Genomic DNA, 17,129 nt, shown 5'->3' with positions numbered 1-17,129 from the left:
TAAGGCCATCCGCGATGCGAAACAACGCTCCTGAGCGGCTCGTCGCGCGCTGTTCCACGTTCTCCACCCCTGCGCGTCCGGCCGGCGCGAGCCAGGGTGCTGCGCTGGCAGCCCGCCCCACCTCGGGCCGGTGGCTCACGGCGCGCGTCCTGCCGCTGCTCGCGGCCGCGGCGCTCGGCAGCGCGGCGCTGCTGTCGCCCGCGCCCGCGTCCGCGCAGTCGAAGATCGCCGTCGTCGACGTGCGCCGCGCCATGCTGGAGACCGAGGAAGGGCTCCGCGTCCAGGCGACGCTCAAGAAGCTGTTCGACAGCCGCCAGGTGGAGCTCGACACGAAGCGCCGCGCGCTCGACGACGAGCGGGACAAGCTCGACAAGGAGGCCCAGGCGGGCAAGACGCCGAAGGACGTCCTCCAGCGCAGGTTCGAGACCTGGCAGCGCCAGGCCGCCGAGTTCCAGGCGACGACGCTCGACGCCCAGCGCGAGATGCAGCGCAAGGAGAGCGAGCTCACGACGCCGATGCTGCAGAAGGTGCTCGGCCTTCTCCGGCGCCTCGCGGCGCAGGAGGGTTACGACCTCATCCTCGACAAGTCGGCCGTTCCCTACTACCGCGCCGATCTCGAGCTCACCGATCGCGCGATCCAGATGTACAACAGCGGGCAAGCCGGCGAGGCGCCGCCCGCGAAGGGCGCGCCGCCGGCCAAGGGCGCGCCGCCCGCCGCCCCGGCGAAGCCGGCCGCGCCCGCCAAGAAGTAGCCGCGCAGCGCACGTCGCTCGCGGGGCGCTCGTGGCTCACGCCGCGCGGCGCGATATCCTCCGGGCGGGGGCACGCAGCGCGAACGGGCGCTGCGGGGCCACCTGGCACGGAGGTGGTTCGGTGGGCTCTTTTCTCGTCGGCCGGGGAGCGCGCCTCACGGCCTGCATCGGGCTCGGCGCCGCAGGCGCCCTGGCCGCTCCCGCCGCCTGCCTGTACCCCGAGTACACCTTCCATGAGCCCGAGCCTTCCGGAGGCCCCGGGGCCATCAGCAGCTCCAGCGGGGGTGGGGCGGAGGACTGCGTGAACGGCGCCGACGACGACGGCGACGGCCAGATCGATTGCGCTGATCCCGCGTGCGGCAACTTCGTGTGCACGGCGGCCGTGCCGGAAGGCTGGAGCGGCTACTTCGCGCTGTTCGACGGTGAGCCCGCGATGGACCCGGGCTGCCCACCCGAGTTCGCCGCGGGGCCGCCGTTCGCCGGAAACCGCGGCCTGTCCGCGCCGCCGGCGAGCTGCGCGTGCTCGTGCGGTCCCGCGGAGGGGCAAGAGTGCGATCCGGTGGACGGGATCACGATCACCGTCGCGGACGCGCCTTGCGGGTCGGAGCCGCACTGCCTCTTCCCGCTCGCGACGCCCGGCTGGGCGGCCCAGGTGTGCAGGGGCCCCGATGGAGTCTTCAGCGACAGACTGACCTGCGGGCCAAGCAGCAACGCGGAGTGCTCGGCGACCACCGGCGCGCCGTGCGCCGTGTCGGTCAGCGTGAGCCCGCTCGCGGCCTCCGGCGGCGAGTGCGCGCCGAGCGCCGTGCAGGTGCAGAGGCCGGACCCGAGGTGGACACGCCTCGGCCGCGCGTGCGCCGCGGCCGAGCCGCTCGGCCGCGGCTGCAACCTCGGCCAGGTCTGCGCGCCGAAGCCGGCCGCGCCGTTCGAGGGCGGCCTCTGCATCGCCAGGGACGGCGACGCCGCCTGCCCGCCGGGCCCCTACACGGAGCGGCATCTCTTCTTCACCGACATCGAGGACAGCCGCGGCTGCGACGACGACTGCGCGTGCGGCGCGCCGTCGGGTGGGACGTGCCCGACGACCGTCGCCCTCTACTCCGACGCGCAGCTGCACACCTGCTCGATGCAGGTGACGGAGCTGCCCGCGGGAAGCTGCGTGGACCTCGAGGACAACCCTTCCGTCGTGGGCCGCAAGGTGACGTCGCTCGGCGCGCCCACCGGCGGCGCGTGCCGGCCGAGCGGCGGCACGCCCAGCGGCGAGGTCCGCGGCGCGAGCCCGCGGACGTTCTGCTGCCGCACCTGATGCGCCCGCCGGCCCGGAGGGCGCCCGGCCTCAGAAGCTGCCGGCGACGCTGAGGCCCGCGAGGTCGGCGCCAGGCGCCTGCGGCAGGACCTCCGCGCGGCGGACGCCCGCGCGGGCGCGCCGCCCGGCCGCGGCAGCGGCTGCGCGGGCGCTCGCGTCCGGCTCGTCCGCGGCCGCGCTGCCGCTCATCACGAGCAGCGTGATCCCCGCGGCGACGCCGACGACACCGAGCCCGATCGCCGCCTCGGCGACGCCCGTGTAGAGCCGGCCTCGATCGGCGACGGGCCTGGCGGAAGGAGGGCAACTCCTGTCGCCGCCGCACAGCGCGTCGAGATCGCTCAGCGTGCCGGCGCGGAGGCCGAGGAAGACCGCACCCACGGCGCCGCTCGCGATCCCCGCGCCGAGCACGGCGAGGCCCGGCACCTTCGACGGACGCGTCGCCGGCAGGCGCGCCAGCGCGGCCCTCGGCGGCACGTCCACGGGCGCGCCTCCCGGCGACGCGCTCGTCGGCCGCGGCGCCGCCGGCGCCTCGGCGATCGCGATCTCCACGGTCTTCGCGTCCCGCTCCGCGAGCGTGACGGTCTCCCGCGCCGCCTCGCGATCGCCGACCCAGGCCGAGACCACGTGGGGCCCTGGATCGACCGGGATGTCGGCGCTGATCTCCGAGGCGCCGAGCGCGGCGCCGTCGAGCAGGATCGTCGCGGTGAGCGCCCCCGCGCCCCGGCGGATCGCGAGCCTCGGGATGCGCGCCTCGAGGTCCTCGATCCGCGCGCCGACGTTCGCGCTGACGTCGTTCGCCCGGGGGTCCCCGTCGGCCGCGGCCGCGGCGATGCGGTAGTTGCCGAGCGCCGAGACGAGCTTGCCGAGCCGCGCCTCGCACTCCGCGATGTTGAACAGCACCTGCGGCGTGCGCCGCACGCTCGCGACCGCGTGGAACTTCGCGAGCGCCGCGGCGCAGTGGTTCGCCGCGCTCAGCGCGACCCCCTCCTGGAAGAGCGCCCGCGCCTCCGCGAGCTCCTCCTTGGACTGGGCCCGCGCCGAGGGCGGCGCGATCAGCGCGGCGCCGAGCGCCGAGGCCGCGATGACCCGCCGCCAGCAGCTCGTCCGAAGTCCGCGTCGCTCCATGCATCCCCCCTGCCGGGCACCGCGCCCCTCTTCGCGCTCGGCTCGCTGACGTCCGCGCGCCGTTTACCCTACGCGCCGGCGGGGCCGCGTCCAGCGGCCCGGGGCGCCGGAGGCGCGCGCCGCGATCGGCCGCCAGGCCCGGATCGCCTCCTCCTGCGCCACCACGAAGTCGTGCGGATCGAAGCGCACGAAGTGCCCGGTGCGGAGGATCAGCTCGCGCTGGAGCAGCCGGCGCTCGCCCGGGGTGACCCGCCCCGTATCCAGCTCGTCGAGCACGACGTCGGGCGTGTAGGGGCGCCCGCGGCGGTAGCGCGCGCTCATGTCCCAGCCCTGGCAGCGCTCGCGCCAGAAGGCCCGCCAGCGCGCGGCGTCCACCGTGGGCTGCTCCGCCATCTCCGGCGCCGGCGCCTCGGGCAGGTCGTTGGGATCGCTGACCAGCTGCGCGAGCTTGAGCTCGCGAGGCTCGCCCACGTCGGGCTCGGGCGGATCGGCGACGAAGATCTCCTCGTCCTCCACCGCGACCTCCTCCCACATCCCCGCGCCGGTGATCCGCTCCAGCGCGTAGGCCGCGGCGAGCTTCACTTCCCCGTCCACGTCGCGCTCGAGCAGGTCGATGAGCAGCGGCACCGCGGCGGCCGCGCCGGCCCAGCCCACGGCGAAGATCAGGCCGCGGCGCGGCGCCTCGGCGACGCGCGAGGCGAGCAGCCGCGCGTCGGCGTCGTCGCCCGCGAGCGCGAGCAGGAGCGCTGCGGCGTCGGCGCCGTCGGCCTCCTCCAGCGCGCCGCGCAGCGCGAGCGGGGCGTGCGGGTGATCCGAGAGCGCCATGGCCGTCCAGGCGGCCTCGCGCAGCGCCGGGTCCGGCGCCCCGGTCGACGCGAGCGCCCGCTGGATCAGCTCGGGCAAGCGGGGGCCCGGCGTGCAGCCGAGGTGGTGGAGCGCGCACGCCGCCACGGGGGCCTCGTCGTCCGACGCCGCCGCGACGAGCTCGTCCTCGGTCGCGAAGCCGCGGTAGGCGAGGACGTCGATCGCCATCGCGCGGACCAGCGGCTCGGGCTCGCGGAGCAGGCTGCGGAGCGCGAGCGGCAGGAGCTCGTGCGGGACCAGCTTCAGGGCAGCGCCGATCGCGTCGATGAACGCCCTGTCCTTGCCGCTCCGGAGCAGCGCGAGCTCGGCCGCGGCGAGCGCGTCGCGGCCGGCGAAGCAGCCGAGCACCATCGCGCTCGCGAACGCGACGCTCGCGTCCTTCACGGGCGCGTCGGCCACGAGCCGCGGCACGTGCTCGAGCGCCGGCGCCCCGATCGCCGCGATCACGTCGATGGCCGCGAGCATGCGCCGCTCGAGGATCAGCGCCCCGCGGAAGGGATCGCCGAGCAGCGGCGCCCGCTGCATGCCGACCATCGCGACCTCCTCGAAGCACTCGCGGGCGCGGGCGCGGAGGAAGGCGAGATCGTCGATCGCGTCGCCGATCTCGGGCGCGAAGCCCGGCGGCACGGGGCGCGCAGCTCCCTCGTCCGGGCGCGCCGCGGGCGGCCGCACCTCCGCCGCCGCGGGGAGCGCGCCGGGCGCGGGCGCCTGCTGCTTCAGCGCCTCGACGGCGGCCTTGAGCTCCTCGAACGTCCGCGGCGGCGGGATCGGCGGCGGGGGCTTCGCGACGAGCTCGGCCGGGGGCGGCTCCGGGACCTTGAGGAGCGGCGCGAGCGACGCCCGCTGGACCGCGTGCAGCCGCGGCCGGTCGCGGCTCGCCAGGATCGGCGGCAGGTCGAGCAGCGGCGCCGGCGGCACGAGGGCGAGCCGCGCCGCCGCTTGCTCGAGCCAGCCGCGCGCGCTCCCGAGCAGCTCGTCCACCGCGGCGAAACCCGCGTCGAGCCCGATCGCCTGCTCGATCCGAGCGGCGATGTTGTCGGTTTCCGCCAGGGCGGCACGCACGGCGCCGAGGGGTTCGGCGCGGCCGTCGAAGGCGTCGTAGATCGCGCCGAGGGCCCGCTCCAGGGCGCGCGCCGGCCCGGTCAGGTCGGTCACCGGCTCGACGTCGTGCTCGAGCGACAGCGCTGCGCGGCGGAGCGCTGCGTGCGCGTTCTCGAGCTTGTCGTGGGCGAGCACGTCCGTGCCGGCGGGCGCGGAGGGCTGCCCCTCCTGACCGCCGGGCGCGACGAAGGGCAGGTATGAGAAGGACACGCGCCATGAATACACCTGCGCGAAGGAGGCCCCAAGACGCGCGCTGAGGTAGCCTGCCCGGACGATGAAGGATCCTCCGCAGAGCGCGCAGAACGTCGACGACGTCGAGGCGTACGCGACGCTGGCCGCCCAGCTCGCGGACCCGAGCGCCGACCGCGCGGCGCTCCTCGCGGCGCACGGGCTCGACGAGGCCGGCTGGGAGGCGCTCGACGACGCATGGCAGGCGCGGCTCTCCGAGGCGGACGACGACGACGACGAGGAGGTGGGCGTGCCGCCGCTCGTCGTCGCCTACGCCGAGACGTTCGCGCGGGTGCAGCGCGCCCGAGCGAAGAGCGAGCTGTCGTTCGAGCGCTTCCTCGAGGCCGCGCGCGGGTTGAAGCGGGGCACCGACATGGCGACGGTGCTGAGCCGCCTGGACCTGACGCTCGAGGACTACCTGAGCGCGCAGCAGCGATGGACCACGGCGATGCTCGAGGACGAGGCGCTCATGGCGCGGTTTCAGCGGGCGATGAGGTAACCGGCACGGCCGCGGGGCGACATCGGCCGGGCCGCCGCAGCGCGCCGTCCGACGGTGACGAGGGGGTATGTTCGTGGACATGGTGGAGCGCGACGAGGAGGTCCAATCGATCCGGCTCGAGGAGCTCGCCGCCGTGGCCGGGGCCCTCGAGGCGGGCCTGCCGCGCGACGAGGTGCTCGCGGACGCGGGGCTCTCGGCCGCGGCGTGGGAGGCGGAGCGGGAGCGGTGGATGTCCAGGCTCGCCGCGCAGGCCGCGCGCGGGCAGCTGCGATCGAGCCGCCGGTACCTGGAGCTCGTCGCCGCGCAGAAGCGCCGCGCCGAGGAGACGGCGCGGGGCGCGCGCAGGAAGCTGGAAGGGCCGATGCCGGTCGCGCCCGCAGCGCGCATCGCCCCGCTGCAGGGGGCGCCTCGGGATGGGACGACGCCGCCGCCTGCCGCGGGCGTGAGCGACGAGGGGGCCGCGCGATCTCCCTGGGCCAGGCGGAGCGCCGCCCCGCCGCCGCCCGGGGTCGTGCAGCCTTCGCCGTTGCCGCCGGCCGGGGTCGTACAGCCTTCGCCGTTGCCGCCGGCCGTGCCGTTGCCACCAGCCGTGCCGTTGCCGTCGCTGCTCCCGACGGTGCCGTCGTCACTGCCCATGCCGAGCCTGGAGCGGCCGTCCACGGCACCGCGAGCCCGCATGACGCTCCTCGGCACGACGTCTCTCCCGAGCCGGGATGCGCTGCCGTTCCGCCAAGACGTGTCGAACGCGCCCGCGGTCGAGGGTGCAGCGGCGTCACCGGCAGACAGCCCGGAGATGGAGATGACGAGCATCGGCACGGTCGGCGTGCTGGCGGCCGACAGAGCCTTGCCCTTCTCCGGCACGGCCCCTCTACCTCCGCTCGACGCCGCTCTGCCCTTCTCTCGCCCAGCCCCTGTGCCTCCCGCCGACAACGCCTTGCCCTTCTCTCGCCCGGCCCCTTTGCCTCCGGCCGACAACGCCTTGCCCTTCTCCCGCCCGGCCTCCTCGCCGCCGGCCGCCAATCCCTTGCCCTTCTCTCAACCGGCCTCCTCGCCGCCGGCCGCCAATCCCTTGCCCTTCTCTCAACCGGCCTCCTCGCCGCCGGCCACCAATCCCCTGCCCTTCTCGCGGCCGGCCCCCGCGCCCCCGGCCGATAACGCCCTGCCGTTCTCTCGCCCGGCCTCCTCGCCGCCGGCCGCCAATCCCTTGCCCTTCTCTCAACCGGCCTCCTCGCCGCCGGCCACCAATCCCCTGCCCTTCTCGCGACCGGCCTCCGCGCCGCCGGCCGATAACGCCTTGCCGTTCTCGCGACCGACCCCCTCGCCGCCCGCCGACAACGCGCTGCCCTTCGCTCGTCCGGGCCAATCGCCCGCGCCATCGCGGCCCGCCAGGGGAGAGATCGCTCCGCAGCCGCCCCAGATCCCGACGGGGAGCTGGGCCCTGCCCTTCCTTCAGCCAGGCGCCGTCGAGCCGTCCGCAAGCCCCTCGCCCGCGGAGCCCGCCGCGCAAGCGCACGCCGGCGTGGATGACGAGGAGACGATGCGCCGCGTGGAGCGGATCTCCCTCGCGCGGTACGCGCGCCTGTGCGCCGACCTGCGCGACCATCCGAATCACATCCCGCAGATCCAGAGCCACTATGGGTTGACCCCACAGAGCTGGATCGCGCTCCACAGGCTATGGCACGATCGCTTCGAGTCCGATCCGGCGCTCAAGGAGCAGTGGCAAGCGCTCGTCGACCAGAGCGCCCAGAGCTGAGGACACCAGCGCTCGAGTCCGGCGCCACTCCGCGCTGGCGTCGAGAGGGGTCGACGCTCGCCTCGCGCGGGTCCATTTCGATTGACATCGGTCATGTGAACGTTCACAGTGCGGTCCCGGGGCATCCTTTTGCTTCGCCCTGGACAGCCTGCGCTCGTGACCTCGCCTTCTGCACTTCGGGGGCGAAGCGGCGCCATGGGCGGAGCCTCTTCCGATCCCTCGACGGGAGCGGGATTCGCGGACGGCGGAACGGCGGCAGACGTCGCCGCCACCACCGATGGAGACGGCGGCGACGTCTACCCCTCGATCGACACAGCGAACCGCGACGCCAGAGAGACGGTCTCCAGCGCGCCCGGCTCGACCATGAAGGAATCGGCCTCTGCCGCCCGCGCGGCGGTGATCAACGGCTCTGGACCAACAGGTAAGGTGAACATGCATCGCTCACGTACATTGGCGAGAATGGCTTGTTGCGGGGTCGCCCTCGCGTCGGTCGGGCTCGTCGCGAGCCCCTCCGCGCTGGCCGATTACCCCATCGCCTCGCACCGCTACCTCGCCGACCCGGCCTCGCTGGTGCACGACGGGCGTGTCTACCTCTACTGCTCGAACGACGACGACAACGTCAAAGCGGACGGCTCGGACGACGGCTACAAGATGGCCTCGATCGTGGCCGTCTCGAGCAGCGACCTGAAGAACTGGACCGATCACGGGGAAGTGCTGCGCGTGCCCCGTGACGTCTCCTGGGCGAACCACTCCTGGGCCCCGGCGATGGTTGAGCGCAACGGCACCATCTACATGTACTTCGGCAACAATGGGAACGGTATCGGCGTGGCCTCGAGCGACAGCCCGACCGGACCGTTCAAGGACGCGAAGGGCAGCGCCCTGGTGACCTCGAGCACGCCCGGCGCCTCGGGCCCGAACATGTGGCTCTTCGATCCGGGCGTCTTCGTCGACGACGACGGCCAAGCGTACCTCTACTTCGGCGGCAATGGCGAGCAGAACGCGCGCATCATCAAGCTGAACAACGACATGGTGAGCGTCTCGGGCTCGGCCATCGCGCTCACGGTCCCGTACTTCTTCGAGGCCTCCTGGATGCACAAGCGCAACGGCCTCTACTACCTGTCGTACTCGACGAACCCCGCCAACGACATGCGGATCGACTACCTCACGAGCACGAGCCCCACGTCCGGCTTCACCCACCGTGGCACGGCGGGGCCCCAGCCGCCGAAGAACAACAACAACAACCACGCTGCGATCTTCGAGTATGGCGGCTCCTGGTACCACGCCTACCACAACCGCGCTGTCGCCACCGATGCCGGAGAGCCCACGGGCTATCGCCGGACCATCGCGCTCGAGCCGCTCACCTACAAGGACGACGGCTCGATCGTGCCGGTGACCTACACGACGGACGGGGTCAAACAGATCGGGAACCTCGATCCCTACGCCCGCGTCGAGGCCGAGACCTTCAACGCGCAGAGCGGGATCGAGACCGAGCCCTGCGAGGAGGGCGGGATGGACCTCTCGTTCATCAACGGCGGCGACTGGGTGCGCCTCCGCGGGGTCGACTTCGGCGAAGGGGCGGAGAGCTTCCGCGCGCGCGTCGCGAGCGGCGCGGAGGGTGGCAGCATCGAGCTCCGCCTGGATGCGCGCGACGGCACGCTCGTGGGCACCTGCGCGGTCGGGGCGACGGGGGGCTGGCAGAAGTGGAGCGACGTGTCGTGTGCGGTCGACGGCGCCACAGGCGTGCACGACCTCTATCTCGTCTTCACCGGCGGCGGGTCGAACCTCTTCAACGTGAACTTCTGGCAATTTTCGCCCGTCGGGGGCGCAGCCGCCGGCGGGGGTGGCGCGGGGGGAAGCACGAGCGGCGGTGGCGACGGCAGCGGCAGTGGCGTCGGCAGCGGCGGCGGTGTCAGCGCCAGCTCCGGCTCCGGCTCCGGAGGAGCGCCCTCGACGGGTGCGGCCACGGGTGGTGGGTCCCCCAGCTCAACGTCCGCCGCCCAGGCGTCGTCGGGGGGCACCTCCGGCGAGCAGTCGGGCGATCCAGCCGGTTGTAGCTGTCGCGCGGCGAGCCGCGCTCCATCCGGAGGTGCCCTCGCGCTGACAGCGCTGCTCGCGGCGTCCCTGGGGCTCCGGCAGCGCGGCCGGAGGGGGCGTCGTCCGGGAGTGACGAGCTGAATCGGTAACCCGGGCGGCGATGGCCACATCGCCGCGGACGCGTGGGGTCAGCCCTCTTCGGGTCCGGGCCCGATCTCCGAGAACCAATCGTCGAGCTCGGCGAGGGTCCTGGCCCAGGCCACGAGGGCGGCTTCACCTCCCAGACGCAGGAGGAGCGTGTCCAGGCACGCGCCGTTGTCATAGCGTCGATCGTACGTGAAGAGAGGCGTGATCTCGGCGATCGTGGGGCGCCACGCCTCGGGTGAGGCGCGCTCTCGCCATACGTCGCACAGGCTCTCTTCTGACATCCACGGGAACATGCGGCAGAGCGAGCCGTCGGACTCCTCGGGGGGCTCGCGGAGCGCCTCCTTCACCGTGTCGGCGACGGCGGCGGACAACCTCTCCCTCGCTTCCAGGGAGAGCGACGGGAACACGGTCGCCCACGCGGACAGCCTGTTCGACGCTCGGGCAGCGCCACGCACGAGCTCCGCGAAACGCTCCGCGTGCTCCTCGCCCTTCAGCGCCTTCCCTACCATCTCGAGCATTCCAGACGCTTCCTCGTCGTCCAGGTCCGGGCGCACGAGGCGCTCCACGTCGGAAAACGGGCCCAGCGCGAGCGCGATCTCCAGCTCGGCCTGATGTCGGTCGTCGTCCCCTTCCATCGCGGCGCAAAAGCTTGTCGCGAGGTCTCTGTCGCCGAGCGCCACTGCACGGCGGGAGAGCGCCACGAGCGCGTCGTCAATCTGAGAGCCCATGCACGGCAACACCTTCTGGTGAATGGTGCGGAGCTCCTCCAGCGTCGCCGATTCCGCCCAATTCTTGATGGTGCGGTCCTCGCTGCGAAAGGTCTCTGGCGGCTCCGAGAAGAACATGCGTGCCAGTTCCGCACGGACGTCCGCCGTGACGAAGGAGACGAGCTCGGAGGCGACGTAGTTGCGGTCAGAGACGTCCGTCCGCGCTTTCACCTCCGCGAGGGGAGCATCCTGCACCTCGGCCGCGAGCCACGGAGGCAGCTGCCCGCAGCGGAGCGGCCCGAGCGAATCCGCGGATCCTCGCGATTCGCCTTGCCAGCGACGGACGAGCGCTCGGGCCGCCTCGGGAAGACACCGGTTCCATTCACTCTCGGGAACATGAAAAAGAAAGCGCTGCGCCGTGAGCGGAAATCGTTCGGAGGACAGCAGCCATCCAATGGCTCGTTGAACGATCGCGCTCGCTCCCTCTGAGGTCGCCAGGAGCCGCTCCGTCAAGACTTCAAGGCGATCTCCGAGCTCCGGCAAGGCGGAGATCTGCGCGTCCACGTCTTCGAGTCGCTCGGCGCGGCGCTCCTCGGGGTAGAGCGGCGCCAGCAGGGCAGCCCAGAACGCACGGCGCTCTGGATGGAGCCCGGCGAGGCGCCTGGCCGCCAGCAGCAGAACCTCCTCCCGCGCGGGGAAGCGCAGCCGCTCGGCGATCCGCCGGAGCGCGCCGATCACGAGCGCCTTCACGACACGACGTGATTTCAGCCCGCCCAGTACGAAGCGTCTGCGGTCTAGCTGGTATGCCGACGGGGGCTCGGTCGCGCCGGCGGCCTCGAGCCCTCCGACGGCGCGGTCTGCTTCGTGCAGCAACGGCGTTGGCCATGCTACATCCGCCTCGGACACGGCGGGTCGAACCGCCCGCCACAGCCGAAGCCTGTCTTTCTCGTTCAGCGGCTTGGCGAGCTCGATGCCTGCGTCCGGCCGAAAGATCCCCTCGTGGATGGCACCGGCAACCACGTCCGGGAGCGCATGCACGAGCAAACTGATGATCTGCTCGAAGATCGTGCGCAACCGCAGCGCCTGCACCATGCACCGACCGCGCGCGGCTTCCGACTTCGCCTCGCCGAACGCCGCGTGGCTTCGCCGCCACGCGGCGACGACGAGCGCACGAAAGCCGAACGAACCGCCATCCAGGGGTTCCCAGGCGGCGCGCATCGGCTCGGCGATCACGCGATCGAGCTCTCCCGCCGTGGCATCGTGTCGCACGAAGTGCATCGCCCCGTATCGAATGACGTACTCCGATCGAGCGCCAGGGGCGATGCTCCCTTCGGAGCAGCTATCGAGAAGCGCCCGAACATGTGCGCTCAAGAGCGCCCGCCCACGGGCGTCGCCCAGGCTGCTCAAGCGGAGGGCAAGCTCTTTCCCGAGAGCTATATGACGGAACGCGGCGCCATGCGTTGTGTGACAGATCCAGGGTTCGAGCTTCCGCAACGTGGCAGACACCCGGGTCTCGGCCTGATCGCCTCCCACGATCTGGACCAGCTCTGCCTCCGCTATCGGCCCGCTGGCAGCGCTCAAGACGCACACGGTAGCTGCGTCAACGTCACCAGGTAGCGCCGTGACGGAGCGCTCCGACGGCGCCTCCAGGATGACATCCGACCAACCGTTTAACCAATGAAAGGCCTCACCCCATCGGGCGGCCGTGACACCGGGGTCGTTGTCCGCAGACACCCACACCCGGACGTTCCCGGGCAGCCCCGCAGACCATCCGATGCGCGACCATACCGCCGGATCATCGTTCTCGTGGGCACCGTCGAGGACGAGCAGCAGCGGCGTCTCGGGGTTCTCGTCACCGTCGAGGATCGGTCGGACGTCATCGGCCACGCGCGGAGCGAGCGCGCGCTCGGATGCCTTCCTGGAGGTCAACGCTCCGAGCCGCGCATGCAGCGCGGCGACCCATATCGACGGATCCGCCATGCCACAGTGCACCGAGATCGGGATGAACGCCACGCGGGCCAGCCCTCGCCGCGTGAGATGAAGACAGAACGCACCGAGCAAAGAGCTCGCGCCAGAGCCCGGAAGAGCTCTGATCAAGGCCCTATCGCCTGGGCGGGAGCTCGCCCAGAGCGCTTCCAGCGCTGACCACGGGCGCTGCTCGGGCGAGTCGGGAGCACGCGGCTCGCCATGAAGCCAGGCCGCCACCGCCGGAGAGGCGAGGAGGGCCCGCGTGGCCTGCCAGACCCCGTCCGGCGCGCGCTCCAGCCCCCCGAGCAAGCCCGAAATCGCAGCTTCTTCGCCGATGTCTGCCATCTCTACTTCCCGGTCGGGTCGGTGTTGTCGTCCTCGGGCGGCACGAACTTCGGCTCCGGCGGCGGCGGCGGCTTGTCCGGTCGCCTGTAATTGCCTTGCTCGTCCTGGAATGCGTTCGGATCGCGCGAGTTCTTCTGCTGCGAGCCGTCCGGGTTCAGCTTGGGGACGACGTTGGTCGCGGAGGGATTTTCCCGCGCCACGTTCTTCCCCGGATCATTCCTGTCCGGATCGTAGACGCCGTCCGTCTTGTGATCCCACTTCTTCCCATTGTACATGACGCCGCCCTTGGCGTCACCCGTGGTGAGCCCAGCTCTCTTCTTGGCCTCGTCGGACACATCCTTGTTCGGATCAGCATTGATATTGTCCGGATGGATGCCCAGCTCGCGGAAGACCTGCGCGCAGAACGGGCAAGGCTTCTCCGAGGAATTCTTGGGTTTCCCTTTCTTCGAGTGCGCCTCGATCTTCGCGCCGCGACGGTACTCTTCGCGCAGCTCGTTCCGGACTCGGGCGTTCCGCTCGGCCTCGGACATCTTCGCCCACTTCTCACAATCCTTGCCGTTCGCATCCTTGCTCATGCGCTGCCGGATGTCCTTGGCCTGCTGGTTTAACCCGTCGATCTCGGCGCACCTGCCCGCCTTGCTGGACGCGTTCGGCTTGACCTTGTTGTCGGCGTCCAGGTTGCGAGGATCGCTGTCGGGCTTGCTGGGGTCCTTGAATTTCTCGCGGGAGTTCGATACCGCGTCCCTCAGCGCCGGGTCGAGGTCGTCGTCGCTCTGGACGGTCGAGCTCTTCCCCTGGATGTCCGGCAGCGGATTGCCATTCGCGTCCTTCCGCCCCGTGGTGGTCGAGAACATCAACCCCGTCGGGTCCACCATCTTCGTGGGCCGATTGCCGGCATACGAGAACCCGTTCTGCCCGCCGAGCAGCCCGACCGGGTCGACGCTGATGTACCGTCCTACCGCGGGGTCGTAGTAGCGATAACGGTTGTACGCGAGGCCCGTCTCGTCATCGTAGTACTGCCCGAGGAACCGCAGCGGCGTCTCCGTGCGCGCTCCTTCCCGTGGGCGCGCGGCGCCCCACACCGTGCGGTCGAGCTCGCAAGCGACATTCCCGGCGGCGTCGAGCAGGCGTTCCGGTCTGCCGACAGGGTCGTTCAGGTAATAGTACCACTCGGCCGACACCGCATCGCCGCCGCTCCTGGCGTCCTTCTGCGCCCACGGCGCCGACGTCTCCTCGTCGGTGCAGTACGTCCTCTCCTGGGTGACCCGATCACCCTCCGGGCCCGACTCACGCTTGATCTCATGAACGAGCGTGTCCCCGTCCCAGATGAACCGCGTCGTGGACAGCGTGTCCATGCGCCCGCCTTCGTCTCGCCTGAGCACGCGCTTCTCGAGGCGCCGGGCAAAGGGATCGTAGGCATGCTCGATCCGGACGCCATCGGGGCGCACCACGGCGCTCAGGAGACCCGCGCCGTTCCATTCGTAGCTCGTCGTGGCTTCCTGACCGCTCGGCATGACCACGCGGCGCTTGATCAGCCTCCCGTCGCCGTCCCACACGTACGACACGGGGCCGCGCCGGAGCAGCACGTTGCCGCGCCCGTACTCGCGCTCCGGCGCGCCGGCGCCGAGCTCGCGCACGTTCCCCTCCGCGTCGTACCGGAAGTGCTCGCCCTGCCCGTGGACGTCGGTGCGCGCCAGCACCTGCCCGCGCGGATCGTGCTCCCATCGCTCGGCGCCCGAGCGATCGTCGTCGATCGCGGCCACATCGCCCTGCGGCGTGTAGTGAACCGATTGCCGGAGGGTGAGGTCATGGGGGAGCGCCCCGATCCAGTCGGGCTGACCTGCGGCCACCACGGGGCCTGCGACCCCGCGCGACACGGTGCGCTGGACCATGCGGTCGAGCCCGTCATAGACGACATCCACACGCCCGCCGCCGGGCAAATAACGAGCGGTCTCTCGCCCGAGCGCGTCGCGGACGACGCCGAGCTCCTCGTTGCCATCGAGCGTCACCCGCAGCGCGCGGCCGGCGACGTCGCGCACCCAGGTCTGGTGGTGTCCGCGGGAGGTCTTTCGCTCGACGACATTGCCCATCAGGTCATGTTTCGTCTCCACCGAGAACGTCTCGCCGCCGCTCACCTGCCGCTCGCACGTCACCCAGCCCAGGAGATTGCGCTCGAAAAAGATGTCGCCCGAGGGGCCGTGCGCGGCGATGATGTAGTCCAGCTCGTCGTACTCGAACGTCTCGACGCCGCCGTCGGGATACTGATGCTCCACGACGCGACCGACGGGATCGTACACGTACCCCGTCTTCTCGCCGAGGCCGTTCTCGAACTGCACGACACGCCCCATGGCGTCGTAACGATAGCGAAGGGTGCGGCCGTCGAAGGTGACCTCCTCCGAGACGAGCCTGGCGGCGTTCAGCCGGATGCGGTGCACCTCTCCATGGCTGTTGTGCACCTCGACGAGGCGCCCTTCGCGGTTGTATCGATATTTGCTGATCCGCCCGTCGGGCTCCCGCGTCTCGACGATGCGGTTGTACCCGGCATAGCGGTGCGTGGTGGTGTGGCCGTTCGGGTGCCAGATCGACGTGCAGTTTCCCGACGGGTCGTACTCGTAGCGCGTGACGCCGCCGTCCGGCGTTCGCTCGGATCGGAGGCGGCCGGCGTCGTCGTGGGCGTACGTGACCATCGCCCCCGACGCGTCGAGCATGCTCTGGCGGCGGCCCCAGTAGTCGTACGTGTACTGCGTCACCGCGCCCGTTGGGTCGGTCCGCTCGATGAGGTTCCCGTGATCGTCGTACCGGTACAGCGTCTGCCCGCCGTTCGGCGCGACGGTCCGCGTGGTGAGCCCGCGGCGATCGAAGTGCACTTCGAAGGTGGCGCCGATGGCGTCGCGCCACACGAGCCCGCCCGTGAGGCGCCCCGTCTCGATGACGCCCCCTGCAGGATCGACCGCCCTCCGGATGTGTCCGTCGGCGTCCCGCTCGAACGTGGTCACCCGGCCGAGAGCATCCGTGATCCGGAGCTCCCGCCCGCGGGCGTCCCGCTCCCAGCGGGTCGTCGCCCCCGTCGCGTCGGTGAACGACAGCAGGTTTCCCCACGCGTCGTACGTGCGGCAGAAGACGCCGGCGGCCGTGACCGCCTTGTCGACGCTCCCGAAGTCGTTGCCGAAGAAGCGCTCGACCGAGATCGAGTCGGCCGCCTCCACGTAGTTGTCAGGCCCGTACTCGAGCTTCGTGTGAAAGATGCCCTTGGCGGCCGTGGTCCCGTCGGCGAGCACCGCCGGGACATCGGCGGCGAGGCTCTCGTCCTCGCGCCCCGGGAACGCGCCCCAGGTCTCGACGCATCGCCCCTCCCCGTCATAGACGAAATAGAAGCAAAGGCCGGTCGGGTGCTCCTGGCACGTCAGGAGATGGTCCGTGTACGTGTACCTGGTCGCCGCGCCCATCGCGTCCTCGGCGAGCACCAGGTCCCCCGCGTCGTCGTAACGATACCGCGCGAACGGGACCAGCTGGCCCCGGTGCGCCGCGTTCTTCACCTCGAACGACGCGATGCGCCCTTCCCTCGTGGAGCGGACCTCGACCTTGCGCCCGACCGAATCGACGATCTGCGCCAGGACACCTTCCTTGTAGAAGAACGAGATGCGGTTGTCGTGAGAGTCGGTCTCCGCCGACAGGAGGTACCGGTCTTGCCAGGCGTGCTCGAAGACGAGCCACCGGCCGTCGCCCCGATCGAGCACGAAGCCTGTCTGGCCGCGGACGAGCAGCCACCCGGAGGGGCCCACCGCCGACTCGCCGACGCGCATGGGCGTGAAGTCGACGTACATGCCGTTCCCGGTCCAGAGCCTCGTCCGGCCGCGGTGCACCTCCACCTCCCACGCGTACGAGTGGTACCAGCCGCGCCCGAGCCCGACGTCGCGGTCGCGCGCGGCGCTCGTGTAGCTGCGGGTCAGCGTCAGCGGCAGCGGGCCCGGCAAGTGCACGTCGGTGACGGGGATCGTGAAGACACGGCCTGTAACGATGTCGACAGGGTCTCCCTTGGAGCCTTTGCCGCTCCCCTTCTTGCCGTGATGGTTGGGGCACGCCCCGCCGTTCTGGCCGGAGCCGCAGGCGCCTTTGCCGCCCCCCGACGCGTTGTCGCCCCCGTTCTTGCCGTTCGCGCCTTGCTTGTCCTTGCCCGCGCCGCCTCCGCGGCCGCCGGCCCCGCCGCCGTCACCGCCGCCGCCGAGAACGAAGACTCCGGGGTTCATCCCCGGGATGGCCGGGATGTTGGGGACAGGTGCCGTTCGCATTGCTGTTTCGACGC

The 17,129-nt window shown here is 71.7% G+C and carries 11 protein-coding genes; 6 read left to right on the top strand and 5 right to left on the bottom strand.

Annotated elements, in window-relative coordinates:
- Nucleotides 1–14: 14 nt before the first annotated feature.
- A complete protein-coding gene (locus WMF46_RS16870) occupies nt 15–752 on the top strand; it encodes an OmpH family outer membrane protein (protein ID WP_437718081.1) in 738 nt (245 codons plus the stop codon).
- A gap of 121 nt (nt 753–873) precedes the next feature.
- Nucleotides 874–2,055: a hypothetical protein gene (locus WMF46_RS16865; RefSeq protein ID WP_437986544.1), complete on the top strand. Its 1,182-nt coding sequence runs from the start codon at nt 874–876 to the stop codon at nt 2,053–2,055.
- Nucleotides 2,056–2,085: 30 nt separating this feature from the next.
- Here WMF46_RS16865 and WMF46_RS16860 read toward each other — a convergent pair whose 3' ends face one another.
- Together WMF46_RS16860 and WMF46_RS16855 are read right to left on the bottom strand one after the other, a co-directional pair.
- Nucleotides 2,086–3,180: a hypothetical protein gene (locus WMF46_RS16860; protein WP_437986543.1), complete on the bottom strand. Its 1,095-nt coding sequence runs from the start codon at nt 3,178–3,180 to the stop codon at nt 2,086–2,088.
- A gap of 63 nt (nt 3,181–3,243) precedes the next feature.
- Nucleotides 3,244–5,355: a hypothetical protein gene (locus WMF46_RS16855; RefSeq protein ID WP_437986542.1), complete on the bottom strand. Its 2,112-nt coding sequence runs from the start codon at nt 5,353–5,355 to the stop codon at nt 3,244–3,246.
- 64 nt (nt 5,356–5,419) lie between these two features.
- Here WMF46_RS16855 and WMF46_RS16850 point away from each other — a divergent pair, with 64 nt between their 5' ends.
- Both WMF46_RS16850 and WMF46_RS16845 read left to right on the top strand, forming a co-directional pair.
- Complete coding sequence (locus WMF46_RS16850) at nt 5,420–5,872, top strand: hypothetical protein (RefSeq protein WP_437986541.1); 453 nt, start codon at nt 5,420–5,422, stop codon at nt 5,870–5,872.
- 67 nt (nt 5,873–5,939) lie between these two features.
- Nucleotides 5,940–7,625 carry a hypothetical protein gene (locus WMF46_RS16845; RefSeq protein WP_437986540.1) on the top strand — a complete coding sequence of 562 codons (1,686 nt, stop codon included), beginning with the start codon at nt 5,940–5,942 and terminating at the stop codon, nt 7,623–7,625.
- Nucleotides 7,626–7,921: 296 nt separating this feature from the next.
- On the opposite strand, the gene WMF46_RS16840 is transcribed toward WMF46_RS16845, so the two are convergent.
- The gene (locus tag WMF46_RS16840; RefSeq protein ID WP_437986539.1) at nt 7,922–8,059 is read right to left on the bottom strand and encodes a hypothetical protein; all 138 of its coding nucleotides are present in this window, start codon (nt 8,057–8,059) and stop codon (nt 7,922–7,924) included.
- A 25-nt stretch (nt 8,060–8,084) separates the two neighbouring features.
- Here WMF46_RS16840 and WMF46_RS16835 point away from each other — a divergent pair, with 25 nt between their 5' ends.
- The gene (locus WMF46_RS16835; RefSeq protein ID WP_437986538.1) at nt 8,085–9,800 is read left to right on the top strand and encodes a glycoside hydrolase family 43 protein; all 1,716 of its coding nucleotides are present in this window, start codon (nt 8,085–8,087) and stop codon (nt 9,798–9,800) included.
- Between the two features lie 47 nt (nt 9,801–9,847).
- Here the strand turns inward: WMF46_RS16835 and WMF46_RS16830 are convergent, their stop codons facing one another.
- Nucleotides 9,848–11,263: a hypothetical protein gene (locus WMF46_RS16830; protein WP_437986537.1), complete on the bottom strand. Its 1,416-nt coding sequence runs from the start codon at nt 11,261–11,263 to the stop codon at nt 9,848–9,850.
- A 249-nt stretch (nt 11,264–11,512) separates the two neighbouring features.
- On the opposite strand from WMF46_RS16830, the gene WMF46_RS16825 reads away from it, so the two are divergent.
- Nucleotides 11,513–12,130: a hypothetical protein gene (locus tag WMF46_RS16825; protein WP_437986536.1), complete on the top strand. Its 618-nt coding sequence runs from the start codon at nt 11,513–11,515 to the stop codon at nt 12,128–12,130.
- A gap of 698 nt (nt 12,131–12,828) precedes the next feature.
- Here the strand turns inward: WMF46_RS16825 and WMF46_RS16820 are convergent.
- Nucleotides 12,829–17,115: an RHS repeat-associated core domain-containing protein gene (locus WMF46_RS16820; protein WP_437986535.1), complete on the bottom strand. Its 4,287-nt coding sequence runs from the start codon at nt 17,113–17,115 to the stop codon at nt 12,829–12,831.
- Nucleotides 17,116–17,129: the final 14 nt, after the last annotated feature.

Source organism: Sorangium sp. So ce117 (assembly GCF_051524395.1).
GTDB classification, from domain to species: Bacteria; Myxococcota_A; Polyangia; order Polyangiales; family Polyangiaceae; genus Sorangium; species Sorangium cellulosum_B.
Note: the sequence above shows the minus strand (reverse complement) of the source record. Positions and strands in the feature narration are given on the sequence as shown.